Source organism: Achromobacter sp. MYb9 (assembly GCF_002975275.1).
Classification (GTDB): domain Bacteria; phylum Pseudomonadota; class Gammaproteobacteria; order Burkholderiales; family Burkholderiaceae_B; genus Achromobacter.
Genome location: NZ_PCOQ01000002.1, coordinates 199,855 through 223,238, shown reverse-complemented (window position 1 = coordinate 223,238; position 23,384 = coordinate 199,855). Strand labels below are relative to the sequence as shown.

Genomic DNA, 23,384 nt, shown 5'->3' with positions numbered 1-23,384 from the left:
CGCATGTGCCGACATCCTGCTTAGCCTTGCACGGGCGGGTAGTCCAGTTCACCGCTTTCGGTCAGGCCCTGGGCGCGGGCAGCGGCCAGTTCCTGCTTCACTTGCGCACGGGTCTTGTCGTTGCCGACGGCGGCAAACGCAGTAGCGGCGTAGCCTTCTTCGCCGGACACCAGTTCACCGTTGGCGCGAGCGGCGGCGAGTTCTTGCTGCACTTGGGCGCGGGTCACCGTGCTTTCGGTGTTCAGGGCGGGCGGATAGTCCAGTTCGCCAGCTTGCGCGGCGCCAATGAAGGAAGCGGACAGAATCAGGGCGGATACGAGGGTCTTCATGGTTTATCTCCAGTAAGGATCAATGCTGCATCAGGGGTTTGGGCACTAAAGCTATCTATGACTAGATAGATACGGCTTCAAAAATAAGACTTCAAACACTCAGCCTTGAACGGGCGGGTAGTCCAGTTCGCCGCTTTCGGTCAGGCCTTGGGCGCGGGCAGCGGCCAGTTCCTGCTTCACTTGGGCACGGGTCTTGTCGTTGCCGACGGCGACGAATGTGGTCGCGGCGTAGCCTTCTTCACCGGACACCAATTCGCCATTGGCGCGGGCGGCGGCCAACTCTTGCTGCACTTGGGCGCGGGTCACCGTGCTTTCGGTGTTCAAGGCGGGCGGATAGTCCAGCTCGCCGGCTTGCGCGGCGCCGATGAAGGAAGCGGACAGGATCAGGGCGGATACGAGGGTCTTCATGGTTGATCTCCAGATAACGGGTTCGATGCGGTTTCGATTTAAACTATCTACTTATAGGTAGATAACTAGGGAAATAAAAAAGCGGTGCTACTGTATTTCTGGTTCCGATCACAGCGGGGGTTGGTTTGCTGTGTCGATGGATGAATCTTACCTACTACTAGATAGATAGCGCAAGCGGGTATTGTGAAACAATATATTTCTTGATGCCGTTCCGCCAGGTCTCTAGCGCCCGGCGGACACCAGCACCATCATCGGCCGGTCCTGCTCTTCGGCCAGCGCTGGCTGCGCCGCGAGTTGCTCGGCCGATGGCGCCCATTCCTCAACATGTGTGATCGTGAACCCCGTCTGGATCAACAGATTCAGATAAGCGCCCAAGGTCCGATGCTGCTTGATCACGCCCTTCGCCAGCCAATCCGTGGTGCGCGGCCCTTGCTGCGCATACTGATTCAACGGCCAGATCCGGTGTCCCGCAGCATCCCGCACGAAGCCGGGCCTTGCCGGAGCGGTATAGATCGGATGCTCCGCCGAAAACACGAAACGTCCCCCCGGGGACAGCGCACCGTACACCGTCGCGAACAAGTCGGCCAGATGCTCGATGTAGTGCAGTGTTAGCGAGCTATAGGCCAGATCGTAGCCACCCGGCGCTAATTGCAGCATTTCAAGATCGGCGCGCTGATAGCGAATCCGGTCGGACTGCGTGGTCGCCCGCGCTCGCGCCAGCATGTTTTGGGAGACATCCAGCCCCAGCACCTCGGCCGCCCCTTGCTGCTCGGCCCACCGGCAGAACCAGCCGAAGCCGCAACCCAGGTCCAGGATCCGGCGGCCACGCAGGTCCGGCATCAACGCGCGCAGCGCTGGCCATTCGGGCGCGCCGTCCAGGCCGTGCACCGAACGCGCCATCTGGCTGTAGCGGTCGAAAAATTCAGGGGTGTCGTAGATGTTCTGGGTCATGGACGGCTCCTTTCTGGAGCCATTGTCCCTTACCGCCCGTTCAGGCGGATAGCGTCTGCATGACTGCGTACAGGTCCGCCTTGCCTTCGAAGCCAATGCCGGGCAGGTCGGGCATGGTCAGATAACCATTGTCGACGTTCACGCCGTCCGGAAATCCGCCAAAGGGCTGGAACAGGTCCGGATAACTCTCGTTGCCCCCCAGGCCCAGCCCCGCCGCGATGTTCAGCGACATCTGGTGCCCGCCATGCGGGATGCAGCGGCTGGCCGACCAGCCATGCTGCTTCAGCATGTCCAGCGTGCGCAGATACTCCACCAGCCCGTAGCTCAGCGCGCAATCGAATTGCAGCCAATCGCGGTCCGGGCGCATGCCGCCGTAGCGGATCAAGTTGCGGGCATCCTGCATCGAAAACAGGTTTTCGCCAGTCGCCATCGGCTTGTCGTAGTAGTTGCGCAGCGTGGCCTGCAGTTCGAAGTCCAGCGGATCGCCCGCTTCTTCGAACCAGAACAGGTCGTACTGCGACAAGGCCTTGGAATACGCGATGGCGGTGTCCAGGCCGAAGCGTCCGTTCGCGTCCACCGCCAGCTTCTGGCCGTCTTGCAGCACGCTCAGGATCGAATCGATGCGGCGCAGGTCCTCGTCCAGCGACGCGCCCCCGATCTTCTTCTTCACGACCGTATAGCCACGATCGATATAGCTGCGCATTTCGTCTTTCAACTTGCCGTGGTCCTGGCCGGGGTAGTAGTAGCCGCCCGCGGCGTAGACGAACACGCGGCGATCGGCGCTGCCATTGCCGTAACGCTCCGCCAGCAGCTGGAACAAAGGCTTGCCCTCGATCTTGGCTACGGCGTCCCATACCGCCATATCGATCGTGCCGATTGCGACGGACCGTTCGCCATGACCGCCCGGCTTCTCGTTCGTGAACATGGCGTCCCAGATCTTGTGGGGGTCCAGGTTATTGCCCGTGGCGTCCAGCAGCGACTCCGCCGCCGCTTCCATGATGCGGGGAATGAAGCGTTCCCGCATCAGCTTGCCCTGGCCGTAGCGGCCATTCGAGTTGAAGCCGTAGCCGACAACCGGCTTGCCGTCCCGGATCACGTCCGTGATCACGGCGACCAGGCTCAGCGTCATCTTGCTGAAGTCGATATAGGCGTTACGGATGGGCGAACTGATGGGCAGGGTCTGCTCGCGGATCTCGACGATTCTCATGATGTGTCTCCGGGGTGCGACAGCGGCGCTTTGACAGGGGAACCGCTAGCGTAGTCGTGCCGGCCGGCACTAAGATTCACCTCTATTCATTTGATTATTCACTTTGAGTGAAAAGCGACATCGCCTCCGAACTGGAATTCTTTGTGCGGGTTGCTCGGCTGGGCAGCCTGTCGGCCGCCGCCCGCGAGCTGGACCTGACGCCGCCGGCCGCCACCAAGCGGTTGGCGCTGATGGAACGTCGCTTGGGCGTCCGGCTGGTCAACCGCACGACACGCAGCATCAGCCTGACCAGCGAAGGCGAGACCTATCTGTCCCACGCCGTGAAGATCCTGGCGGATTTGCGCGACATGGAAGATGCGGTCTCCAGCAGCGGAGCCACGCCACGCGGCCTGCTGCGTGTGAACGCCACGTTGGGCTTCGGCCGGACCACCATCGCGCCGCTCGTGTCCAGCTTCGCCAAGCGATACCCCGACGTCGAAGTCCTGCTGGAAGTCACCGACCGGCCCGTCGACCTGGTCGAAAGCGGTTTCGACCTGGCCATCCGCTTTGGCGAATTACCCGATAAACGCCTAAGCGCGCGGCGCATCATGACCAACCGCCGCTTCCTGTGCGCATCGCCCCGCTACCTTGAGCGCTTCGGCACGCCCGCTACGCTGGCGGATCTGGCGCGGCACCGCTGCATTCTTCATACGCAGAATGACGAGGCCCACGGCGCCTGGCGCTTCACCCGCGCCAGGCAGACAGAGGTCGTGAAGGTGCAAGGCGCGCTATCCAGCAATGACGGCGACATCGTGCTGGGCTGGGCGCTGGACGGCCACGGGATCCTGATTCGTTCGGAATGGGACTTGGCGAAGTACCTGGAAAGCGGCCGGCTGCAGGTGGTGCTGCCTGATTTCCTGCTGCCTTCGGCGGATCTCTTCGTGTATTACCCCCAGCGTCGGCACCAGACGGCAAGGGCTCGCGCGTTCATCGACTTCCTGGCCGAACGGTTCCAGAAGTCGAGCGGCTAGATCGCGGCCGACCCCGCTGCGGTTTTCAGCCACTGGCTCAAGTCGCCTACCGCCGCGCCGGCGTCCGCGCGGAAATACAGGCTGAACCAGCCTCCCGTTTCCTTGAACCCCAGCGGCGCGACCAGCCTTCCTGCTCGCAGATCGCCCTGCACCAGCATTTCCGGCGCGATCGCCACGCCCAGGCCCACCGCCGCTGCGTCGAGCATGTGACTCAGTTGATCGAACTGGCGTTTCGGCCGAACCTGGGCGGGCGCCAATCCGCAGGACCGGGCCCACTGTTCCCAGGCCTCGGGCCGGGAAGAGGTCTGCAGCAGCGGCAGGCCCAGCACGTCGGCCGGCGTGGCGACCCGTTGGGCGACGTCGGGCATGCAAACGGGCCCTATCGCCTCGGGGAACATCCGCATGGCGTCGATTCCTGCCAAGGCATGGTCCTGGGCGACGATCAATACGTCAACGACGCGACGCTCCAACAATGCGATGTCGGTTGCCGTTTGCAGCCTGACCTGAATCTGCGGATGTGCGCGTTCGAAATGCTCCAGCCGCGGAATGATCCAGTTGGACAACAAACTGGCGGGTGCGCCGACGACGATGTCGGCCGACGCAGTCCGGGCGCGCAGCGCGACGCATCGTTGTTCCAGCATGTCGAAAGCCGGCAGGGACGCCCGCAGCAGATCGTGGCCCGCGGCGGTCAGCCGCACGCCCCCCGAATGCCGTTCAAACAGCTTGCCGCCCAACCAGGTTTCCAGTTGCCGTATCTGCTGGCTGACCGCGCTGTGCGACACGCGTAGCTCCTCAGCGGCTAACGACAGATTCAGGTGCCGGGCGGCGCTGTCAAAGACACGCAGCGCATTCATGGAGGGAAGTGTACGCATGGGAACAATATTAGAAAATCTAATAACTGCAGGCAAGAAATCTATGATTTATTGGAAGAAATTCCGTCGATACCATAGCTGTAACGTGTTCAACGGAGTACAGCTATGTCTCTTGCTTCTCACCCCGCTTCTCCCGACACCCTGGGGCAATTTGGCCAGTACGGTGGCCGGTACATGCCCGAGACCCTGATCCCCGCGCTTGATGAGCTGGAGCAAACCTATCGCGACATTCGGAACGACGACGCGTTCTGGACGGAATACCGGTCGATGCTGGCCGACTACGTCGGCCGTCCCAGCCCCCTTCTCTATGCGCGCGCGATCACCGAATCGCTTGGCGGCGCCCGCATCTTCCTGAAACGGGAGGACCTGAACCACACCGGCGCTCACAAGATCAACAACTGCCTGGGCCAGATCTTGCTGGCCAGGCGAATGGGAAAGACGCGGATCATCGCGGAAACCGGCGCCGGCCAACACGGGGTGGCAACGGCCACGGTCTGCGCGTTGTACGGCCTCACATGCGTGATCTTCATGGGCGCCGTCGACGTCGAGCGCCAAGCCAGCAACGTCGCCCGCATGAAGATGCTGGGCGCGGAAGTGCGGGCCGTGCCGGACGGCGGCGCGACACTGAAGGACGCGATGAACGCCGCTATCCGCGATTGGATCGCCCATCCGGACGACACTTACTACCTGCTGGGAACCGGCGCCGGACCGCATCCGTACCCCTGGATCGTTCGAGAATTCCAGAAGGTCATCGGCGAAGAAACCCGCGCGCAGATCCTGGAAAAAACCGGTCGCTTACCGGATGCGATGATCGCCTGCGTGGGCGGCGGCTCGAACGCGATCGGCCTGTTCTATCCGTTTCTGAATGACGCACAGGTCCAATTGCACGGCGTCGAGGCCGCCGGACACGGCGTCGCCACCGCGCATCACGCAGCCAGCATCAGCGCTGGCCGAATGGGCGTGCTGCACGGCTGTTGCAGCTACTTCCTGCAGGATCAAGACGGCCAGATCACCAACGCACATTCGATTTCGGCCGGCCTGGACTATCCGGGTGTCGGGCCGGAACATGCCCTGCTGCATGACACCGGCCGGGTGAACTATGTCTCGGTCACCGATGACGAAGCGGTCGACGCCTATCGGTGGCTGACACAAAAGCAAGGAATCATCCCTGCATTGGAGAGCGCGCATGCCTTGGCTTATGCCCGAAAGCTTGCCCCGAGCCTGGACGCGGACAAGACCCTCGTGGTGTGCCTGAGCGGCCGCGGAGACAAGGACCTGAACACCGTCCTGCAATTTGCTGGAGCATCGATATGAGCCGTCTTGAACAGAAGCTCGCCGCGCTGCGAGCCGCCGGCAGAGCGGGGCTGGCCGCCTACTTCACGGCGGGCGACCCCTCCTATGAGGAATGCCTGCGCCTCTTGAATCGCCTGCCGGCAGCCGGCGCCGACGTGATTGAACTCGGCATGCCATTCAGCGATCCGGTGGCGGACGGCCCCGTCCTGCAATTGGCCAATGACCGCGCGATTCGCGCCGGCCACACGATGCGGCGGACTTTCGATCTGGTTCGCGCATTCCGGCAGCAGGACCAGCAAACCCCGGTCGTGCTCATGGGGTACCTGAATCCGCTGCTGCGGTTCGGCGTTGCAAGCTTCATGGCCGAAGCGGGCCAGGCCGGCGTCGATGGGCTGATCATCGTGGACTTGTCGCCGGACCATGGCGCCGAAATCGGCGGACTGGCGCAAGCCCACGGCATCGACGTCATCCGGATGACGGCCCCGACGACGCCCGCCGCCAGACTGGACGCCGTGTTGCACGGGGCAAGCGGTTTCGTCTACCACGTCATGCTGGCGGGGACCACGGGCAGCGCGTTGCCGTCCGACGACGTGATCGCCGAGTCCCTGCAGCGGGTAAGAGCCAGGACGCAATTACCGATCGCCGCCGGGTTCGGCGTGCGGTCCGCCGAGCAGGCGCGCGCCGTCAGCCGCCATGCCAACCTGGTCGCCGTCGGCACGCGGCTGGTGGACGTGTTGGCAACGGGCGGGATCGAAGCGGCGCTGGACGAAGTGCGGACATTGTCCGGGGGGCTTCGGGCGGCGGCCTGAACGACGGTCCGCCAGGCGGCAGTCAAAAAAAAGCCCGCCTTCGATGAAGGCAGGCTTTTCCCGTAAAAACGCTAGCCGCTTAGAACGGAATATCGTCGTCCATATCTGCCAGGTTGGCGCCGCTGTTGGCCGGAGCCGCTGCGGGAGCCGGGCGCTGTTGGGGCGCCGGGCGTTGCGCCGGAGCGCGTTGCTGCTGCGGACGCGACGGTGCGTCGTCGTAGCCGCCGCCACCGCCGAAGCTTGCGCCACCGCCGCCGCCGTCTTCGCGGCCGCCCAGCATTTGCATCTGGTCAGCCACCACTTCGGTGCTGTAGCGGTCAGCGCCGGTGTCCTTGTCTTGCCACTTGCGCGTCTTCAGGCGGCCCTCGATGTAGACCGAGCGGCCCTTCTTCAGATACTCGCCGGCGATTTCAGCCAGGCGGTTGTACATGACGACGCGGTGCCATTCGGTTTCTTCGCGCTTTTCGCCGCTGGCCTTGTCCTTCCAGGACGAAGTGGTGGCAATCGACATGTTGCAGATTGCCGCCCCGTCGGGGCTGTAGCGGACTTCCGGGTCGCGCCCCAGATTGCCCACGAGAATGACTTTGTTAACCGATGCCATGCCGTTGTCCCTCTGTTGTTGACAGCCTGCGCCTGTGCGTTGCCGCAAGCGCGCCGGCAACAACATAAAAAGCGATGTTGAAGACCGGCTTCATGAAACACGCCGGTCATCGCAATGATGACCGGCGACGCCGGGTGAAGCCCTAATTTGGTACGTATTATCGACGAAAAGCGCCCGCCGCGCCAAACGCCATTGGTGACAAATCCGCCCGGCCTGGAAAACGAATTCGGGGCCGTTGGCAGGCGAAGACGGCACAATCAGCGACGGTTCCGGGCAGTCGGGGACGCATCGCCCGCGAAGACTCAGGCCAGGGGCCGAAGTGCCCACGTCACGGCCAGCCAGAGCGCGGACAGCACGGCCGCGCCGATGAAGACGGCGCTTGCGCCCGAGTGCGACGCCAGCCATCCCCCCAGCGCGCCACCTGCGAACAGGCCAGCCGCCTGGGCGGTGTTGTAGAAACCAAGCGCCAGGCCCTTGTAGGCCTGCGGGGCCACGCGCGACACCAGCGAAGGTTGCAGCGCTTCCAGTACGTTGAAGGCCACGAAGAATCCCGTCAGCGCGATGGCCAGCGTGTAGAAACCGTGACTGGCCGCCGGCAACAAGGCGCACACCGCCACCAGGCCCGCCACGGCCGCGCGCAAGGCGCCCCGGTGGGCGCGGCGCTTTTCGGCGACGAAAACCACGGGCACCATCAGCACGAACGACACCAGGATGACGGGCAGATAGACCTTCCAGAGTTCGCGCGCGTCCAGGCCGCCAACTTTGGCCAGCAGGGCCGGCACCACGACGAACAGCGACACCTGGATCAAATGCAGGACGAACACACCGAAATTCAGGCGCAGCAGATCGCGGTGGGTCAGGACTTCACGCGCATTGGCCCCCTGCATGGTGCGCGCCTGCGTGCGCGGCACCACCGGCACGACAAAGCGCGCGACGGCCAGGCAGACGACGCCCAGACAGGCGATGGTCCAGAACAGGCCCGACAGGCCCCACCAGCCCACCAGCACGGGAGACAGGACGAGCGACACGGCAAACGACAGGCCGATCGACCCGCCCACCATGGCCATCGCGCGCGTGCGCACCTCGTCGCGGGTGGCGTCGGCCAGCCAGGCGGTAACGGCGGCGGAAATGGCGCCCGCCCCCTGGATGGCGCGACCGATGGTGATCCAGTAGACGTCCGTCGCCTGGGCGCACACGATACTGCCCGCCACGAACAGCAACAGGCCGAAAAGCACGACCGGGCGCCGGCCCCAGCGGTCGGAAGCCAGCCCGAATGGGATCTGCATGAACGCCTGGGTCAGCCCGTACATGCCCAGCGCCAGGCCCACCCGGGCGGGGTCGTTGCCGCCCGGCAACCCGGCGGCCGCCACGGCAAACACCGGCAGCAGCAGGAACAGCCCCAGCATCCGCGCGGCGAACAGGCCGGCCAGCGCGATGCTGGCGCGGCGCTCGGAAGGGGTCAATTTCAGTCTGGTATCTGCCGGCATGCGGAAATTTCAACAATGACAAGGGCGGGCGCGCGTGAATGTCACACGCTCACGGTCTGATCTAGCGGTGCCGCGCCGGACCCGGTTCAGTGCAACTTGACGGACTACCCTGAACACGGGGGGATTCGGCGCGCTATAGTACCAAGTTGGCCTTTGAAACCGCTTAAAAGAGCCTATGGACGCCCGACCGACGTGACAATACGCATCCGGGGTGCACGCACCCACAATCTTAAGAACGTCTCGCTGGACCTGCCTCGCCACAAACTGGTGGTCGTGACCGGCCTGTCCGGTTCGGGCAAGTCGTCGCTGGCGTTCGATACGCTGTATGCGGAGGGCCAGCGACGTTACGTGGAAAGCCTGTCCGCGTATGCCCGCCAATTTCTCCAGCTGATGGACAAGCCGGACGTGGACCTGATCGAAGGCCTGTCGCCGGCCATCTCGATCGAGCAGAAGGCTGCGGGGCATAATCCGCGCTCCACGGTCGGCACCATCACCGAGATTCACGACTACCTGCGCCTGCTGTACGCACGCGTGGGCACGCCCTACTGCCCGGACCATGGCCTGCCGCTGCAAGCGCAAAGCGTCAGCCAGATGGTCGACGCCGTGCTGGGCTGGACGCCCGAGACGCGCCTGGCCGTGCTGGCGCCCATCGCGCGCGGCAAGAAAGGCAGCTTCGAGGACGAATGCGCCAGCCTGCAAGCGCAAGGCTACGTGCGGCTGCGCATCGACGGGCAACTGGTAGAGATCGACGGCATGACGCCGTTGAAGAAAACCGAGAAGCACGATATCGACGTCGTCATCGACCGGCTGCGCATCAAGCCCGAAAGCAAGCAGCGCCTGGCGGAGAGCTTTGAAACCGCCCTGCAGCTGGCCGACGGCCGCGCGCTGGCGCTGGACATGGACAGCGAACGCGAACAGGTCTTCTCCAGCCGCTACGCCTGCCCGGTGTGCAGCCACAGCTTGCCGGAACTGGAGCCGCGGCTGTTCAGCTTCAACAACCCGATGGGCGCCTGCCCCAGTTGCGACGGCATCGGCCAAGTGGGCTTCTTCGACCCCAAGCGCGTCGTCGCCTTCCCGGAACTCAGCCTGGCCGCAGGCGCGATCCGCGGCTGGGACCGCCGCAATGCGTTCACGCATTCGCTGCTGACAAGCCTGGCGGCGCACTACGGATTCGACATCGAGGCCCCTTTCGAAGAGCTGCCCGAAGCGCTTCGCGACAAGGTGCTGTACGGCTCCGGCGAAGAAGAAATCTCGTTCCTGTACTTGAACGAGAAGGGGCGCAGCACGGTCAAGCGGCACACGTTCGAAGGCGTCATCCCGAACCTGGAGCGCCGCTGGCGCGAAACGGATTCGGCCACGGTGCGCGAAGAACTGGGCAAGTACCGCAATATCAAGACCTGCCCGGACTGCGCCGGCTCGCGCCTGCGCCCCGAAGCGCGCAATGTGCTGATCGGCCACGATCCGCGCGGCGGCGAACGCCATGGCCAGGCCATCTATGAAGTCGAAGCCATGCCGCTGTCCGCCTGCCTGGCCTGGTTCCGCGACCTGAACCTGACCGGCGCCAAGCAAGAGATCGCGCAGCGCATCGTCCGTGAAATCGAAGCGCGGCTCAGTTTCCTGAACAACGTCGGCCTGAACTACCTGTCGCTGGACCGTAGCGCCGACACGATCTCGGGCGGCGAAGCGCAGCGCATCCGGCTGGCCAGCCAGATCGGCTCGGGGCTGACCGGCGTGATGTACGTGCTGGACGAGCCCTCCATCGGCCTGCACCAGCGCGACAACGACCGCCTGATCGGCACCCTGCAGCACTTGCGCGACCTGGGCAACAGCGTCATCGTCGTCGAGCATGACGAAGACATGATCCGTATGGCGGACTGGGTCGTGGACATGGGGCCCGGCGCGGGCGAACACGGCGGCGAAGTCGTGTCGCAAGGCGATCCCGACACCGTGCAGCGCGACCCGAATTCGCTGACGGGCCAGTACCTGAGCGGCGCGCGCGAGATCGCGATTCCGCCGCGCCGCCCCGTCAACGATGAACTGCCCTGGCTGACCCTGACCGGCGCCAGCGGCAACAACCTGAAAGACGTGGAACTGCGCATTCCGGCCGGACGGCTGGTCTGCGTGACGGGCGTGTCGGGATCCGGCAAGTCCACGCTCGTCAACGATACGCTGGCGGTCGCGGTATCGCGCCAGCTGCACCATGCGCAAAGCGAGCCCGCCCCCTACGTGTCCATGCAGGGGCTGGAGAACTTCGACAAGATCATCAGCGTGGACCAAAGCCCCATCGGCCGCACGCCGCGCAGCAATCCTGCCACGTACACGGGCCTGTTCACGCCCATCCGCGAACTGTTCGCCGGCGTACCGGAAGCGCGCACGCGCGGCTACGACCCCGGCCGATTCAGCTTCAACGTCAAGGGCGGGCGCTGCGAAGCCTGCCAGGGCGACGGCGTGGTCAAGGTCGAAATGCACTTTCTGCCTGACATGTACGTGCCTTGCGACGTCTGCCACGGCAAGCGCTACAACCGCGAAACGCTCGAGATCCGGTACCGCGGCCGCAACATCAGCGAAGTGCTGGACCTGACGGTCGAGCAGGCGCTGGAGTATTTCGACTCCGTGCCGGCGATTTCCCGCAAGCTGCACACGTTGATCGACGTCGGTCTGTCTTATATTCGTCTGGGTCAAAGCGCGACCACGCTGTCGGGTGGCGAAGCGCAGCGCGTGAAGCTGTCGCTGGAGCTGTCGCGGCGCAGCACCGGACGCACGCTGTACATCCTGGACGAGCCCACCACCGGCTTGCATTTCCGCGATATCGAGCTACTGTTGCAAGTGCTGAACCAACTGGTCGACAGCGGCAACACCGTGCTCATCATCGAACACAACCTGGACGTCATCAAGACGGCCGACTGGTTGATCGACATGGGTCCGGAAGGCGGCGACGGCGGCGGCTACGTGGTGGCGCAAGGCACCCCAGAAGACGTCGCGGCGGCAGAAGCCAGCCACACCGGTCAGTACCTGGGCAAGCTGCTGCGCCGCAACGCAGGAAGATGACCCGCCCGTTGAATCCAACACCCGCAACACCCCTGCGTAAGGAAGAAATACGGCATGTACACCTTGATCATCGCCAACAAGAACTACTCGTCGTGGTCCTTGCGTCCGTGGATCGCGCTGCGCGCCACGGGGGTTGCCTTCACTGAGCAAAAGCTGGGATTCTTCACCGAAGCGTTCACGCGCCAGGTGGGCGCGGTATCGCCCGCCGGCCTGGTGCCGGTGCTGCTGGACGGAGATTTCGCCGTCTGGGATTCGCTGGCCATCTGCGAATACGTGGCCGAACAGCGCCCCGAAGCGCGGCTATGGCCTGAAGACGCGAAGGCGCGTGCCCGCGCCCGTTCGCTGGCGGCGCAGATGCACAGCGGTTTTTCCACGATGCGACAGGCCATGCCGATGAACATCGAAGCGCATCTGCCCGGCATCGACCTGCCCGAAGGGGCCAAGCAGGACATCTCTCGGCTGCAGGCCATCTGGCACGATACGCGGGCCGAGTTCGGCCAGGGCGGCCCGTTCCTGTTCGGCGCCTTCTCCATTGCGGATGCCTTCTTCGCGCCGGTCGTGTCGCGCTTCACCACTTACGGCATCGCGGCCGCCGGCCCCGTGCGCGACTACATGGACGCGGTGCTGGCGCTGCCGGCCATGCAGGAATGGATGCGCGACGCGCGCGCGGAAGCCACGTTCGTTCCCGAAGACGAGCCCTACCGCAAGCATCGCTAACGCGGTATTTCACGCCATCAATCGTGCAGCCGCTGCGCCATGAACGCGCGCAGCAGCGCCATCGCGGGCGCTTCGGTCCGACCAGTCAAGGTCACCAGCGCGAACAGCGCGTGGCTGCGCAGTGGCGGATCGCTGGGTAGTTCCATCAGCTCGCCGGCCGCGATACCGACGCGGGCAGCGCCCACGATCCCCAAAAATACCGCGTCGGAGACACGCACCGCCTCAAGCAGGCTGCCGATCTCGTCGCAACGCAGGCGCACCGACACACGCGGATCCGGTTCGATGCCGAAATGCTCGATCAGGATCCGCTCGGTGTCGGCGGCAAGAAAAGTGGATGCCAGCGGATAGGCCGCGATCTCGGCGAAACGGGGCGGCCGCGCCTGGCGGGCCAAGGGATGCCCACGACGGCAGATGAAGCCGGCGCGCATCTGCGAGACGGGTTCGATACGCAGATCCGCCGCGGGTGCGATGCCCCGGGTGTCAACCACCAGCGCATCCAGGCGTCGCTCGCGCAGCAGCGCCAGATGCGCCTCTAGCGGCCCGCGCATAAGCTCCAGGTGCAATTGGGGATGGCGCTGCGCGACATGCGTCAGCAGCGGCGTCATCAGCATCGCGCCGGGCCCCGAGCCCAGGCCGATGCTGATCGTCCCCTGGTCCCCGTGAGTCAGAAGCTCGGCACTGCGGCGCAGTTCAGCGGATTCGAACAGGATACGCCGCGCCCGGCCGGCCACGGTCAGGCCCAACGGGGTCAACTCGGTGCGCTTTCCCATGCGGTCCAGCAGCAAGCCGCCCAGGTCTTCCTCCAGCAGGCGCACGCTGCGGCTCAGCGCCGATTGCGTCAGATGTAGGCGATCGGCCGCGCGGCTGAATGAGCCCGCTTCGGCCACGGCCAACAAGTGTTCGAGCTGCTTGAGATTCATGCCTTGGTATGAGTTTTTTTTCTAGCTTCCAGAATAACAATTCGTTAGACAACTAGCGAGGCCTGTCCCTAGCATGCGGATCACAATCACATCACAAGGGGAAACTCGTGAGCATGCTTTCCGATTACCTGCGCCCGGCGGCGCGTGCCTTGGCGTTGGGCGCGGCGCTGCTGGCCCAGGGGGCCCAGGCGGCGGACTATCCCAGCCGGCCCGTCATGATGATGGTGCCCTACCCGGCTGGCGGCACGTCCGATGCCATTGCCCGCCTGGTGGCGCCCCCGGTATCGAAGACACTGGGCCAGCCCGTGCTGGTCGAGAATCTGGGCGGCGTGAGCGGCGCGCTGGGTGCGCAGAAGGTCCTGGCGGCCAAGTCCGACGGCTACTACCTGTTCCAGGGCTCGCCCAATGAACTGATCCTGTCGCCCCTGGCCAACCCTGCGGTCAAACTCAAGAGCGAAGACTTCCGGCTGGTGCAGATGATCGGCCTGGCGCCGCTGGTGATCGTGGCGCGCAGCGACCTGCCGGCCAACAGCGCCGACGAACTGGCCGCGTTGGCGCGCTTGCGCTCGGCGTCGCAGCCCCTGACTTTCGGCAGCGTGGGCGTCGGCTCCCTTTACCACGTGCTGGGCGAACACCTGGCCCGCACCCTCGGCGTCACCATGGTCCACGTGCCCTACAAAGGCGGCGCGCCGCTGATGCAGGACATCGGCGGCGGCCAGGTCGATCTGGCCATCCTGCCGCTGTCGCAGCAGCAGATGGCCTTGGCCGAACAGGGCCGCGTCAAGCTGCTGGCCACGCTGGACCCGCAGCGCAGCCCGCTTCCCTCCCTGACCGCAGTGCCGTCGGTCAATGAAGGCGAACAGTTAAAGGGCTTTAACTTCACTACGTGGACCGGCTATTTCGTAAAGCGCGATACCCCCGAAGACGTCGTCCTGCGCCTGCACGCGGCGCTTAACAACGCCATGCAGGACCCCGCCGTGAAACGCGGGCTGGAATTCCAGAACATCACGGTGTCGGAACCGATGAGCGCGGACGCCGCGGAAGCGATGTACCGCGCCGAAACCAGCCGCTTTCGCGAGATCTCGCGCCGCGTGGAACTGACCGATAAACCATGACCGCGGCACTTAACAACAAGGAACGACCCGCCATGCATCCGATCCTGCAGACCCTCACCGCCCAGGCCGAAGAGTTCATCGCGATCCGGCGGGACATCCATCGCCATCCCGAGCTTGGCTTCCAGGAATTTCGCACCAGCGATCTGGTGGCGCAATGCCTGACGCAATGGGGCTATGACGTGGAACGCGGCTTGGGCGGCACGGGTGTCGTGGGGCAATTACGCCGCGGCAACGGCGGCAAACGCCTGGGGCTGCGCGCCGATATGGACGCGTTGCCCATCCAGGAGGCCACCGGCCTGCCGCATGCCAGCGGCAACGACGGCGTCATGCATGCGTGCGGCCACGACGGCCACACGGCGATGCTGCTGGCGGCGGCCCACCACCTGGCTCGGCACGGCGATTTCGACGGCACGCTGAACCTGATCTTCCAGCCTGCGGAAGAGGGCCTGGGCGGCGCCAAGCGCATGATGGAAGACGGGCTGTTCGCGAAGTATCCCTGCGACGCCATCTTCGCCATGCACAACATGCCCGGCCACCCGCAAGGCCGCCTGCTGCTGCGCGACGGCCCCACCATGGCCTCGTCCGACAACGTCACCATCGTGCTGGAAGGCGTGGGCGGCCACGGCGCGGTACCGCATCGCGCCGCCGATCCCGTCGTCGCCGGCGCGGCGATCGTGATGGGGTTGCAGAGCATCGTCGCCCGCAATATCGATCCGCTGCACATGGCGGTGATCACCGTCGGCGCATTCAACGCCGGCCGCGCCAACAATGTCATCCCGCAGACCGCCACGCTGAAGCTCAGCGTGCGCGCGCTGGACCGCGACGTGCGCGATACGCTGCAGGCGCGCATCACCGAGCTGGTCCACAACCAGGCTGCCAGCTACCAGGTGCAGGCAACGATCGACTACGGCCGCGGCTATCCGGTGCTGGTGAACACCCAGGCGGAAACCGATTTCGCGCGGCGGGTGGCGGTAGAGCTTGTCGGCGCCGACAACGTGGATCCGCAGACGCGGCCGCTGACGGGCAGCGAAGACTTCGCCTTCATGCTGGAAGACGTGCCCGGTTCTTACCTGCTGGTTGGCAACGGCGACGGCTCGGCGGACGGCTTCAACAGCGGGCATGGCGCCTGCATGGTCCACAACCCGGGCTACGATTTCAACGATCACAGCCTGCCCGTGGGCGCGGCGTACTGGGTCTTGCTGACCCAGCGCTATCTGGCGCCCTGACGCGCGCCCTGCCCGGCCTACGCCATCTGGAACAAGCGCTTGTGTTCGCGGATGGCGTAGCGGTCGGTCATGCCGGCGATGTAATCGGAGATGGCACGGGCCTGGTCATTGAAGGCCGGGCGGCGGTAATCCGGCGGCAGCAGGCGCGGGTCTTCCAGAAAGGCCGCGAACAGTTCGCGCACGATGCGGCGCGCCTTGGTGGTCATGCGCAGCACCCGATAGTGCCGGTACAGGTTTTCGAACAGGAACTTCTTCAGCGCATCGGCCTCGCGGCGGATGTCGTCGGAAAAACCCGCTAGCGGCGGTGCGTGGCGCACATCGTCGACGCTGGCCGGCGCGGCGTCGCGGATGCGCGCCAGCGACGTCTGCGTCAGGTCCACGATCAGCGTATTGATCATTCGGCGGATGGTCTCGGCCACCGCGCGGCGCGAGGCCAGGCCCGGATAGCGGTCCAGCACGTAGGCGTGGTGGCGTTCGAAGATCGAAACTTCTTGCAGCTGTTCCAACGTGATCAGCCCGGAACGCAGGCCGTCGTCGATGTCGTGGTTGTTGTAGGCCACCTCGTCCGCCAGGTTGGCCAGTTGCGCTTCCAGCGAAGGCTGCGTGCGGTTCAGGAAGCGTTCGCCCACGTCGCCCAGCTGGCGCGCATGCGCGGCCGAGCAGTGCTTCAGGATGCCTTCCCGGGTTTCAAAGCAGAGGTTCAACCCATTGAAGTCCGCATAGCGTTCTTCAAGCTCGTCGACCACGCGCAGGCTTTGCAGATTGTGCTCGAAGCCGCCGGCCTCGGGCGCCAGTTCTCGCATGCACGCGTTCAGCTCGTCCTGGCCGGCGTGGCCGAACGGGGTGTGGCCAAGGTCGTGCGCCAGCGAGATGGCCTCGGTCAGGTCTTCGGACAGCCCCAGGCTGCGCGCCAGCGTGCGGGCAATCTGCGCCACTTCCAGGCTGTGGGTCAGGCGGGTCCGGAACAGGTCGCCTTCGTGGTTCACGAAGACCTGCGTCTTGTATTCCAGGCGCCGGAAAGCACCCGAATGCACGATGCGGTCGCGATCGCGCTGAAACTCCGTCCGATTCTCGGGCGGCGGCTCGGCATAGGTCCGGCCGCGCGATTGAGACGGGTCGGATGCGTAGGAAGCCAGTTCTTTCATCTGCAACACCGTCTCCGGTCGCCGTTATTGGGTGGTGCGGGCCAGGACGGCGCGCACCGCGTCGTCCGGGGCAGCCTGCATGAAGGCTTCGCCGATGCGCGGCATGAGCACGTAGCGGATCGAACCGCCCTCGGTCTTCTTGTCCACCTGCATCAGGTCCAGCCAGCGGTCGGCGCCCAGGTCGGGGGCCACCACCGGGCAACCGATGGCCGCCACTAGCGCGCGCACGCGGCCGACGTCGGCGCGGTCGAAGCCGGCCACGTCCGCCGACAATTCCGCCGCCTGCACCATGCCGCAGCCCACGGCTTCGCCATGCAGCCAGGCGCCATACCCAAGGCCGGATTCGATCGCATGGCCAAAGGTATGGCCCAGGTTCAGGATGGCGCGCAGGCCGGATTCGCGTTCGTCCTTGCCCACCACCTGCGCCTTCAGTTCACAGGAACGGCGGATGGCGTAGGCGATGGCCTGCGGGTCCAGGGCGCGCAGCTGCTGCACGTTGTCTTCGCACCAGGTCCAGAAGGCCGGGTCGAGGATCAGGCCGTACTTGATCACTTCAGCCAGGCCGGCCGACACTTCCCGCGCCGGCAGCGTGTTCAGCACATCCGTGTCGATTTCCACCGCCACCGGCTGGTAGAACGCGCCGATCATGTTCTTGCCCAGCGGATGGTTGACGGCGGTCTTGCCGCCCACCGACGAATCCACCTGGGCCAGCAGGGTCGTGGGCACTTGCAGGAAGCGCACGCCGCGCATGTACACGGCGGCAGCGAAGCCCGTCATGTCGCCGATCACGCCGCCACCCAGCGCCACCAGCACGCAGCGGCGGTCCAGGCGATGGGTCAGCAGGGCGTCGAATATCAGGTTCAGCGATTGCCAGTCCTTGTAGACCTCGCCGTCGGGCAGTTCGATGCGCAGCACCCGCTTGCCGGTGCGGGCAAGCGCCGCCTCGGCGCGTTCGCCGTACAGCGCCGCCACGGTGGGGTTGGTGACGACCGCGATCGCGGTGGCGTCGGCGGGAATGCATTGGTCCAGGGCATCGATGCGGCCGGGGCCGATATGGATCGGATAGCTTCCGCCCGGGGTGTCGACGTCAACAACGTTCATATACGCTTCTCAAAGGCTTGTAGTTGCGGCAGCAGCGCCTTGACCAAGGTGTGGATGGGCGTCGAGCCGGTTTCCACCACCAGATCGGCGACTTCCTTGTAGAGGGGCTCCCGCAGGGTCATGAGGTCCCGCAGGGTGCCGCGAGGATCGGCGGTGGCCAGCAAGGGGCGGTTGCGGTCGCGGCAGGTCCTGCGGAACAATTCGTCCACGCTGGCCCGCAGGTAGACGACGATTCCGCGTTCGTGCAGGCGCTGGCGGTTTTCCGGCGCCAGGATCGCGCCGCCGCCGGTGGCAAGAATAATGTTGCGCCGTTGGGTACACTCTTCCAAGGCGGCGGATTCACGGCGACGAAAACCGGTTTCGCCCTCGATTTCAAAGATTACCGGCACCCGCACGCCGCAACGCGCCTCGAGCTCATGATCCAGATCCATAAACTCGCGTCCCAACGCACGCGCCAGGCTCCGGCCGATGGTCGTTTTGCCCGCTCCCATCATCCCGACCAGGAAGACGGGCAGGTCGTGCGGCAACGACACGGTCTTGCCTGTGCACTCGACGGCGCAAGGCAGATTTTCAAGCCCCTCGTCGGAGGGCGCTGGGTCCGGATCAGCCTCCGGACATGAGTTGGCGGAAAAGTTCATGACGGCATTATCACATCTGCCGCCAGTTGCCCGCGCACCACATTGAACTATCTTGTTACAGAAACCGATCCCCCGCGCTAAGCCGGGCCCGGAGAGTCCCGTAAAATCGCCGCGATGAGCAAGCCCCAGAATTCCTCCAAGAAAGACAAGCCCGCCAAGAGCGGCTCCCCGATACTGCGATTCTTCGTGAAGGCCGGCATCTTCTGTGCCGGCCTGTTCCTGTGCGGCGTACTGCTGGCCGGGATGGCGTTGGCGCTGGCCTGGCCAAACCTGCCGGACCTGAACGCCATGACGGACTATCGCCCACGGGTGCCGCTGCGCGTCTACACGGCGGACCGCGTCCTGATCGGCGAATTCGGCGAAGAACGCCGCAACGTGCTGCGTTTCAATGAAATCCCGGACGTCATGAAGTCCGCGGTGCTGGCGGCCGAAGACGACCGCTTCTACCAGCACGGCGGGATCGACTGGATGGGCGTGGCGCGTGCCGGCCTGACCAACCTGATCAACATGTCGAAGACGCAGGGCGCCAGCACGATCACGATGCAGGTTGCGCGCAACTTCTACCTGTCGTCGGAAAAGACCTATTCGCGCAAGTTCTACGAGCTGCTGCTGACGTTCAAGATCGAATCCGAGCTCACCAAGGACCAGATCCTCGAGCTCTACATGAACCAGATCTACCTGGGTCACCGCGCCTACGGTTTCGCCGCCGCGTCGCGCGCCTACTTCGGCAAGCCGTTGTCGGAAGTGACCCCGGCCGAAGCCGCCATGCTGGCCGGCATCCCGAAGGCCCCGTCGCGCTTCAACCCGATTTCGAACCGCCCCCGCGCCGAATTGCGCCAGCGCTACGTGCTGGGCCGCATGCAATCGCTGGGCTACCTGACCGAGCCCGAATACAAGCAGGCGATGGCGCAGCCGATCGTCATGAAATCGGCGGAAGGCACGCCGGCCGGCGGCTATTCCATCCACGGCGAGTACGTGGCCGAACTGGCCCGCCAGCTGCTGTACAACGTGTACCAGGACAACGTCTATTCGCGCGGTATCAACATCTACACCACCGTGCAGTCCAAAGACCAGGAAGCGGCCTACCGCGCCGTGCGCGAAGGCGTGCTGGAATACACGCGCCGCGCGCCCTACCCCGGCCCCGAAGAGCAACTGGACCTGCCCCCGGGCACCGAGAACAATCCGGCCGCGCTGGACGAATTCCTGGACGGCGTGTTCGACAAGTTCAGCGACAGCGGCGACCTGCTGACCGCGCTGGTGCTGTCGGCCAGCCCGACCGAGGTGAAGCTGGCGCGCAGCTCGCGCGAAATCATCACCGTCACCGACAAGAAGGTGCTGGGCGTGGTGGCCCGCGCGCTGAACGACAAGGCCAAGCCCGAACAGCGCATCAAGCGCGGTTCCGTCGTCTACATCCGCAAGTTCGGCGACAACTGGGAAATCATCAACCTTCCCTCGGTGCAGGCGGCCTTCGTGGCGCTGGCCCCGCAGGACGGCGCCATCCGCGCCATGGTGGGCGGCTTCGACTTCTACCGCGGCAACTTCAACCGCGTGACGCAGGCGTGGCGCCAGCCGGGTTCGAACATCAAGCCCTTCATCTACGCGGCCTCGCTGGAACGCGGGCTGACGCCGGCCACGCAGATTTCCGACCAGCCGTTCGAACTGACCGCCGCGCAGACCGGGTCCAAGGCCTGGAACCCCAAGAACTACGGTAACCAGTACGAGCCCATGCTGACCCTGCGCCAGGGCCTGTACAAGTCCAAGAACATGGTGTCAATCCGCATCCTGCAAGCCATCGGCCCGCAGTACGCGCAGGACTACCTGACCCGCTTCGGGTTCGACAAGGCCCGTCAGCCGGCCGTGCTGCCGCTGGCGCTGGGCGCGGGGTCGGTCACGCCCCTGCAACTGGCCGGCGCGTTCTCGGTGTTCGCCAACGGCGGTTACCGCGTCACGCCCTACCTGATCGACCGCGTCACCGACAGCAACGGCAAGGTCATCATGCAATCCAAGCCGGTCGTGGCTGGCGACGCGGCCGCTCGCGCCATCGATCCGCGCACCGCCTGGATCATGGACGACATCCTGCGTGGCGTGGCCACCTACGGCACCGCGGCACGCGCCCGGGCCCTGCTCAAGCGCAACGACATCGCCGGCAAGACGGGCACCACCAACGAATCCGTGGACGCCTGGTTCTCGGGCTACACGCCGAACCTGGTGGCGACCTCGTGGCTGGGCTTCGACCAGCCCAAGTCGCTGGGTTCACGCGAGACCGGCGGCGGCGTCGCCATGCCGATCTGGGTCGACTACATGCAGGACGTGCTGAAGGGCGTGCCGGAAGAAAAGCCGCGCGCCCGGCCCGACGGCATCATCGTCGAGAACGGCGAGTTCTACTTCTCGGAATTCCCGCCCGGGCAAGCCGTGGCCCGCCTGGGGCTGGCGGAAGCCGACACGCTGGGTGAGTTCCTGCACGGCCTGGGCAGCAGCAACGAAGACACGAAGATCAAGGTTGCACCAGGCGTCGGAACGCAAAACACCGCGCCCTGGTCGCAGAAGATCCCGTTCTAAGAAAAATGGCCGGCCTTGATAGGCCGGCCTTTTTTTATCGGGGCGTTCGGGTTTACAGTTTCAGCGTCACGGGGACGCCCGCCGCGGCGGAGCAGATTTGGGACAAGGCGTCAGGCAATTGCGGGCCGCCTCGGGTATCGTTCCAATGCTGGCCGTCGTAGCGGTAGTGGAAGCCGCCGCTGCGTGCGGCCACCCATAGCTCCTGCATGGCGGCCTGGCTGTTCACCACGACGTGGGTATTGTCCTCGAACACCATCGTCAGCACATTACCGCTGCGGCTGGCTTCGACGTCAACGTCGAGCGAAGCCGCCCAGTCATCGGCCTGGCTTTCGATGCTGTCCAGCACCTGGTCGATCAACGCAAGAAATTCGGTTTCGGTCATAATCGAGCCTGCAAGAATTACGGAGTTCCCAGTGTTCCAATTGGCATTCAGCCGCATGGCTCTTCGCATTGTAGCCACGCTCTTGGCCTCCGGCATGGTTGCGGCCTGCGGATACAAGGGGCCTTTGTATATGCCGACGCCTGATGGCAAGCCGCCATCGCGCACGCCGACGCAGCCCACCCAGCACATTCCACCGGCGCCGACGATCCCATGACGCCCGCCTATCCCGCGCAGCCAGACCTGGCCGGCCATCCCTACTTCCAGTACCGCAATAACGTACTGTACGCCGAGGACGTGCCGCTGGACCATCTGGCGCATGGGCTAGGCACACCGCTGTACGTTTATTCGCGCGCCGCGCTGAAAGCGGCCTGGGAAACCTACCGCAGCGCGGTCGGGCAGCGCCCGGTGCTGGTCTGCTACGGCATGAAGGCCAATTCCAACCTGGCGGTGCTGAAGGAATTCGCGCGGCTGGGCGCCGGCTTCGACATCGTGTCTGGCGGCGAACTCAAGCGCGCGTTGGCTGCGGGCGCCGACCCGTCCAAGATCGTGTTTTCGGGCGTGGGGAAGCAGGCCTGGGAGATGCGCGACGCGCTCGTCGCCCAAGTAAAGTGTTTCAATGTCGAATCCGTGGCGGAATTGCATCGGCTGTCGGAAGTGGCCGAAGACATGGGCCTGCGGGCGCCGGTGTCGCTACGGGTCAACCCCGATGTCGACGCGCAGACCCACCCCTATATCTCCACCGGCCTGAAAGAAAACAAGTTCGGCATCGCCATCGATGCGGCGCTGGACGCCTACCGCACGGCGCAATCCCTGCCGGGCTTGGACATCGTCGGCGTCGATTGCCATATCGGCTCGCAGTTGACCGACATCAGCCCCTATTTCGATGCGCTGGAAAAGCTGCTGGACCTGATCGACACGCTTGGCCGGGAAGGCATCCGGATCGCGCACCTGGACCTGGGCGGCGGCCTGGGCATCCGCTACGCGGACGAAACTCCGCCGTCTCCCAGGGCCCTGCTTGACCGCGTCTTCGAACGGCTGAACGCGCGCGGCCAGGGGCATCTGCACCTGGTGCTTGAACCGGGCCGCTCGCTGGTCGGTAACGCTGGCGTGCTGCTGACCACGGTCCAGTACCTGAAACATGCCGACGCGCGCAATTTCGCCATCGTCGATGCGGCGATGAACGACCTGCTGCGCCCGGCGCTGTACAACGCGTTCCACGGCGTGCGGGCCCTGCGGCCACGCGCGGACGAACCTACCGTCTACGACATCGTCGGTCCGGTATGCGAAAGCGCCGACTGGCTGGCCCGGCAACGCCCCCTGGCGATCCAGCAGGGCGACGTGCTGGCGGTGGAATCGGCCGGCGCCTATGCCATGGCCATGGCCAGCAACTACAACGCGCGCGTCCGCCCGGCCGAAGTCATGGTCGATGGCGACAAGTACTACGTGGTGCGCCAGCGGGAAACCCTGGACGACCTGCTCAAGGGCGAGTCCACGCTGCCTTGAGCGGGCGTCGGTCCCCGCCGGACGGGGCTTGATCCGGCGGGCCATGCGAGGCTTTCCAATCGA

At 65.0% G+C, this 23,384-nt stretch carries 22 protein-coding genes; 10 read left to right on the top strand and 12 right to left on the bottom strand.

Features of this window, described 5'->3' with window-relative positions:
* Positions 1–20: 20 nt before the first annotated feature.
* From CQ050_RS05295 to CQ050_RS05280, 4 genes are all read right to left on the bottom strand, one after another.
* Complete coding sequence (locus tag CQ050_RS05295) at positions 21–329, bottom strand: DUF4148 domain-containing protein (RefSeq protein WP_105555759.1); 309 nt, start codon at positions 327–329, stop codon at positions 21–23.
* 99 nt (positions 330–428) lie between these two features.
* Entirely contained in the window at positions 429–737 is a 309-nt protein-coding gene (locus CQ050_RS05290; protein WP_105555758.1) for a DUF4148 domain-containing protein, read from the bottom strand.
* 222 nt (positions 738–959) lie between these two features.
* A complete protein-coding gene (locus CQ050_RS05285; RefSeq protein WP_105555757.1) occupies positions 960–1,688 on the bottom strand; it encodes a bifunctional 2-polyprenyl-6-hydroxyphenol methylase/3-demethylubiquinol 3-O-methyltransferase UbiG in 729 nt (242 codons plus the stop codon).
* Between the two features lie 40 nt (positions 1,689–1,728).
* Positions 1,729–2,895 (bottom strand): mandelate racemase/muconate lactonizing enzyme family protein, encoded by a 1,167-nt coding sequence (locus CQ050_RS05280; RefSeq protein WP_105555756.1) that lies wholly within the window; start codon positions 2,893–2,895, stop codon positions 1,729–1,731.
* A gap of 107 nt (positions 2,896–3,002) precedes the next feature.
* Between CQ050_RS05280 and CQ050_RS05275 the strand changes: the two genes are divergently transcribed.
* Positions 3,003–3,905: a LysR family transcriptional regulator gene (locus CQ050_RS05275; protein ID WP_105555755.1), complete on the top strand. Its 903-nt coding sequence runs from the start codon at positions 3,003–3,005 to the stop codon at positions 3,903–3,905.
* Here CQ050_RS05275 and CQ050_RS05270 read toward each other — a convergent pair.
* The gene (locus CQ050_RS05270; RefSeq protein WP_233213794.1) at positions 3,902–4,777 is read right to left on the bottom strand and encodes a LysR substrate-binding domain-containing protein; all 876 of its coding nucleotides are present in this window, start codon (positions 4,775–4,777) and stop codon (positions 3,902–3,904) included. The two genes, CQ050_RS05275 and CQ050_RS05270, sit on opposite strands and share 4 nt — an antisense overlap.
* 105 nt (positions 4,778–4,882) lie before the next feature.
* On the opposite strand from CQ050_RS05270, the gene trpB reads away from it, so the two are divergent.
* Positions 4,883–6,091: a tryptophan synthase subunit beta gene (gene trpB / locus CQ050_RS05265; protein WP_105555753.1), complete on the top strand. Its 1,209-nt coding sequence runs from the start codon at positions 4,883–4,885 to the stop codon at positions 6,089–6,091.
* Positions 6,088–6,879, top strand: coding sequence for a tryptophan synthase subunit alpha (trpA, locus tag CQ050_RS05260; protein WP_105555752.1), 792 nt, complete (start codon positions 6,088–6,090; stop codon positions 6,877–6,879). The genes trpB and trpA overlap by 4 nt, the downstream gene beginning before the upstream one ends.
* Positions 6,880–6,958: 79 nt before the next feature.
* Here the strand turns inward: trpA and ssb are convergent, their stop codons facing one another.
* A complete protein-coding gene (ssb, locus tag CQ050_RS05255; RefSeq protein ID WP_105555751.1) occupies positions 6,959–7,480 on the bottom strand; it encodes a single-stranded DNA-binding protein in 522 nt (173 codons plus the stop codon).
* 302 nt (positions 7,481–7,782) lie between these two features.
* Positions 7,783–8,967: an MFS transporter gene (locus CQ050_RS05250; RefSeq protein ID WP_105555750.1), complete on the bottom strand. Its 1,185-nt coding sequence runs from the start codon at positions 8,965–8,967 to the stop codon at positions 7,783–7,785.
* A 192-nt stretch (positions 8,968–9,159) separates the two neighbouring features.
* Here CQ050_RS05250 and uvrA point away from each other — a divergent pair, with 192 nt between their 5' ends.
* Together uvrA and CQ050_RS05240 are read left to right on the top strand one after the other, a co-directional pair.
* Entirely contained in the window at positions 9,160–12,015 is a 2,856-nt protein-coding gene (uvrA, locus tag CQ050_RS05245) for an excinuclease ABC subunit UvrA (RefSeq protein ID WP_105555749.1), read from the top strand.
* 54 nt (positions 12,016–12,069) lie between these two features.
* Entirely contained in the window at positions 12,070–12,732 is a 663-nt protein-coding gene (locus tag CQ050_RS05240; RefSeq protein WP_105555748.1) for a glutathione S-transferase family protein, read from the top strand.
* A 17-nt stretch (positions 12,733–12,749) separates the two neighbouring features.
* Here the strand turns inward: CQ050_RS05240 and CQ050_RS05235 are convergent, their stop codons facing one another.
* A complete protein-coding gene (locus CQ050_RS05235) occupies positions 12,750–13,652 on the bottom strand; it encodes a LysR family transcriptional regulator (protein ID WP_105555747.1) in 903 nt (300 codons plus the stop codon).
* A gap of 113 nt (positions 13,653–13,765) precedes the next feature.
* On the opposite strand from CQ050_RS05235, the gene CQ050_RS05230 reads away from it, so the two are divergent.
* A complete protein-coding gene (locus tag CQ050_RS05230; RefSeq protein ID WP_105555746.1) occupies positions 13,766–14,767 on the top strand; it encodes a tripartite tricarboxylate transporter substrate binding protein in 1,002 nt (333 codons plus the stop codon).
* Between the two features lie 32 nt (positions 14,768–14,799).
* Complete coding sequence (locus CQ050_RS05225; protein ID WP_105555973.1) at positions 14,800–15,993, top strand: M20 aminoacylase family protein; 1,194 nt, start codon at positions 14,800–14,802, stop codon at positions 15,991–15,993.
* Between the two features lie 17 nt (positions 15,994–16,010).
* Here CQ050_RS05225 and CQ050_RS05220 read toward each other — a convergent pair whose 3' ends face one another.
* The 3 genes from CQ050_RS05220 to CQ050_RS05210 are packed head-to-tail and all read right to left on the bottom strand — an operon-like array spanning position 16,011 to position 18,877.
* A complete protein-coding gene (locus CQ050_RS05220) occupies positions 16,011–17,138 on the bottom strand; it encodes a deoxyguanosinetriphosphate triphosphohydrolase (RefSeq protein WP_105555972.1) in 1,128 nt (375 codons plus the stop codon).
* A gap of 24 nt (positions 17,139–17,162) precedes the next feature.
* The gene (gene aroB / locus CQ050_RS05215) at positions 17,163–18,239 is read right to left on the bottom strand and encodes a 3-dehydroquinate synthase (RefSeq protein WP_105555745.1); all 1,077 of its coding nucleotides are present in this window, start codon (positions 18,237–18,239) and stop codon (positions 17,163–17,165) included.
* Positions 18,236–18,877 (bottom strand): shikimate kinase, encoded by a 642-nt coding sequence (locus tag CQ050_RS05210; protein WP_105555744.1) that lies wholly within the window; start codon positions 18,875–18,877, stop codon positions 18,236–18,238. Before CQ050_RS05210 ends, aroB begins: the two co-directional genes overlap by 4 nt.
* A gap of 114 nt (positions 18,878–18,991) precedes the next feature.
* Here CQ050_RS05210 and CQ050_RS05205 point away from each other — a divergent pair, with 114 nt between their 5' ends.
* Positions 18,992–21,436 carry a penicillin-binding protein 1A gene (locus tag CQ050_RS05205; RefSeq protein ID WP_105555743.1) on the top strand — a complete coding sequence of 815 codons (2,445 nt, stop codon included), beginning with the start codon at positions 18,992–18,994 and terminating at the stop codon, positions 21,434–21,436.
* Between the two features lie 52 nt (positions 21,437–21,488).
* Here CQ050_RS05205 and cyaY read toward each other — a convergent pair whose 3' ends face one another.
* Positions 21,489–21,818 carry an iron donor protein CyaY gene (cyaY, locus tag CQ050_RS05200; RefSeq protein ID WP_105555742.1) on the bottom strand — a complete coding sequence of 110 codons (330 nt, stop codon included), beginning with the start codon at positions 21,816–21,818 and terminating at the stop codon, positions 21,489–21,491.
* On the opposite strand from cyaY, the gene CQ050_RS31290 reads away from it, so the two are divergent.
* Complete coding sequence (locus CQ050_RS31290) at positions 21,769–22,032, top strand: lipoprotein (RefSeq protein WP_369868251.1); 264 nt, start codon at positions 21,769–21,771, stop codon at positions 22,030–22,032. The genes cyaY and CQ050_RS31290 overlap by 50 nt on opposite strands.
* Positions 22,029–23,321 carry a diaminopimelate decarboxylase gene (lysA, locus tag CQ050_RS05190; RefSeq protein WP_105555740.1) on the top strand — a complete coding sequence of 431 codons (1,293 nt, stop codon included), beginning with the start codon at positions 22,029–22,031 and terminating at the stop codon, positions 23,319–23,321. The genes CQ050_RS31290 and lysA overlap by 4 nt, the downstream gene beginning before the upstream one ends.
* Positions 23,322–23,384: the final 63 nt, after the last annotated feature.

What these genes read in the sequence shown, in the direction of transcription:
- CQ050_RS05205 (WP_105555743.1), top strand. Translation starts at nt 18,992, where the DNA reads ATGAGCAAGCCCCAGAATTCCTCCAAGAAAGACAAGCCCGCCAAGAGC.
- aroB (WP_105555745.1), bottom strand. Translation starts at nt 18,239, where the DNA reads ATGAACGTTGTTGACGTCGACACCCCGGGCGGAAGCTATCCGATCCAT.
- CQ050_RS05235 (WP_105555747.1), bottom strand. Translation starts at nt 13,652, where the DNA reads ATGAATCTCAAGCAGCTCGAACACTTGTTGGCCGTGGCCGAAGCGGGC.
- trpA (WP_105555752.1), top strand. Translation starts at nt 6,088, where the DNA reads ATGAGCCGTCTTGAACAGAAGCTCGCCGCGCTGCGAGCCGCCGGCAGA.
- CQ050_RS05285 (WP_105555757.1), bottom strand. Translation starts at nt 1,688, where the DNA reads ATGACCCAGAACATCTACGACACCCCTGAATTTTTCGACCGCTACAGC.
- CQ050_RS31290 (WP_369868251.1), top strand. Translation starts at nt 21,769, where the DNA reads ATGCTGTCCAGCACCTGGTCGATCAACGCAAGAAATTCGGTTTCGGTC.
- CQ050_RS05210 (WP_105555744.1), bottom strand. Translation starts at nt 18,877, where the DNA reads ATGAACTTTTCCGCCAACTCATGTCCGGAGGCTGATCCGGACCCAGCG.
- CQ050_RS05230 (WP_105555746.1), top strand. Translation starts at nt 13,766, where the DNA reads ATGCTTTCCGATTACCTGCGCCCGGCGGCGCGTGCCTTGGCGTTGGGC.
- ssb (WP_105555751.1), bottom strand. Translation starts at nt 7,480, where the DNA reads ATGGCATCGGTTAACAAAGTCATTCTCGTGGGCAATCTGGGGCGCGAC.
- CQ050_RS05240 (WP_105555748.1), top strand. Translation starts at nt 12,070, where the DNA reads ATGTACACCTTGATCATCGCCAACAAGAACTACTCGTCGTGGTCCTTG.
- CQ050_RS05220 (WP_105555972.1), bottom strand. Translation starts at nt 17,138, where the DNA reads ATGAAAGAACTGGCTTCCTACGCATCCGACCCGTCTCAATCGCGCGGC.
- CQ050_RS05250 (WP_105555750.1), bottom strand. Translation starts at nt 8,967, where the DNA reads ATGCCGGCAGATACCAGACTGAAATTGACCCCTTCCGAGCGCCGCGCC.
- CQ050_RS05290 (WP_105555758.1), bottom strand. Translation starts at nt 737, where the DNA reads ATGAAGACCCTCGTATCCGCCCTGATCCTGTCCGCTTCCTTCATCGGC.
- CQ050_RS05270 (WP_233213794.1), bottom strand. Translation starts at nt 4,777, where the DNA reads ATGCGTACACTTCCCTCCATGAATGCGCTGCGTGTCTTTGACAGCGCC.
- lysA (WP_105555740.1), top strand. Translation starts at nt 22,029, where the DNA reads ATGACGCCCGCCTATCCCGCGCAGCCAGACCTGGCCGGCCATCCCTAC.
- CQ050_RS05280 (WP_105555756.1), bottom strand. Translation starts at nt 2,895, where the DNA reads ATGAGAATCGTCGAGATCCGCGAGCAGACCCTGCCCATCAGTTCGCCC.
- CQ050_RS05295 (WP_105555759.1), bottom strand. Translation starts at nt 329, where the DNA reads ATGAAGACCCTCGTATCCGCCCTGATTCTGTCCGCTTCCTTCATTGGC.
- CQ050_RS05225 (WP_105555973.1), top strand. Translation starts at nt 14,800, where the DNA reads ATGCATCCGATCCTGCAGACCCTCACCGCCCAGGCCGAAGAGTTCATC.
- trpB (WP_105555753.1), top strand. Translation starts at nt 4,883, where the DNA reads ATGTCTCTTGCTTCTCACCCCGCTTCTCCCGACACCCTGGGGCAATTT.
- cyaY (WP_105555742.1), bottom strand. Translation starts at nt 21,818, where the DNA reads ATGACCGAAACCGAATTTCTTGCGTTGATCGACCAGGTGCTGGACAGC.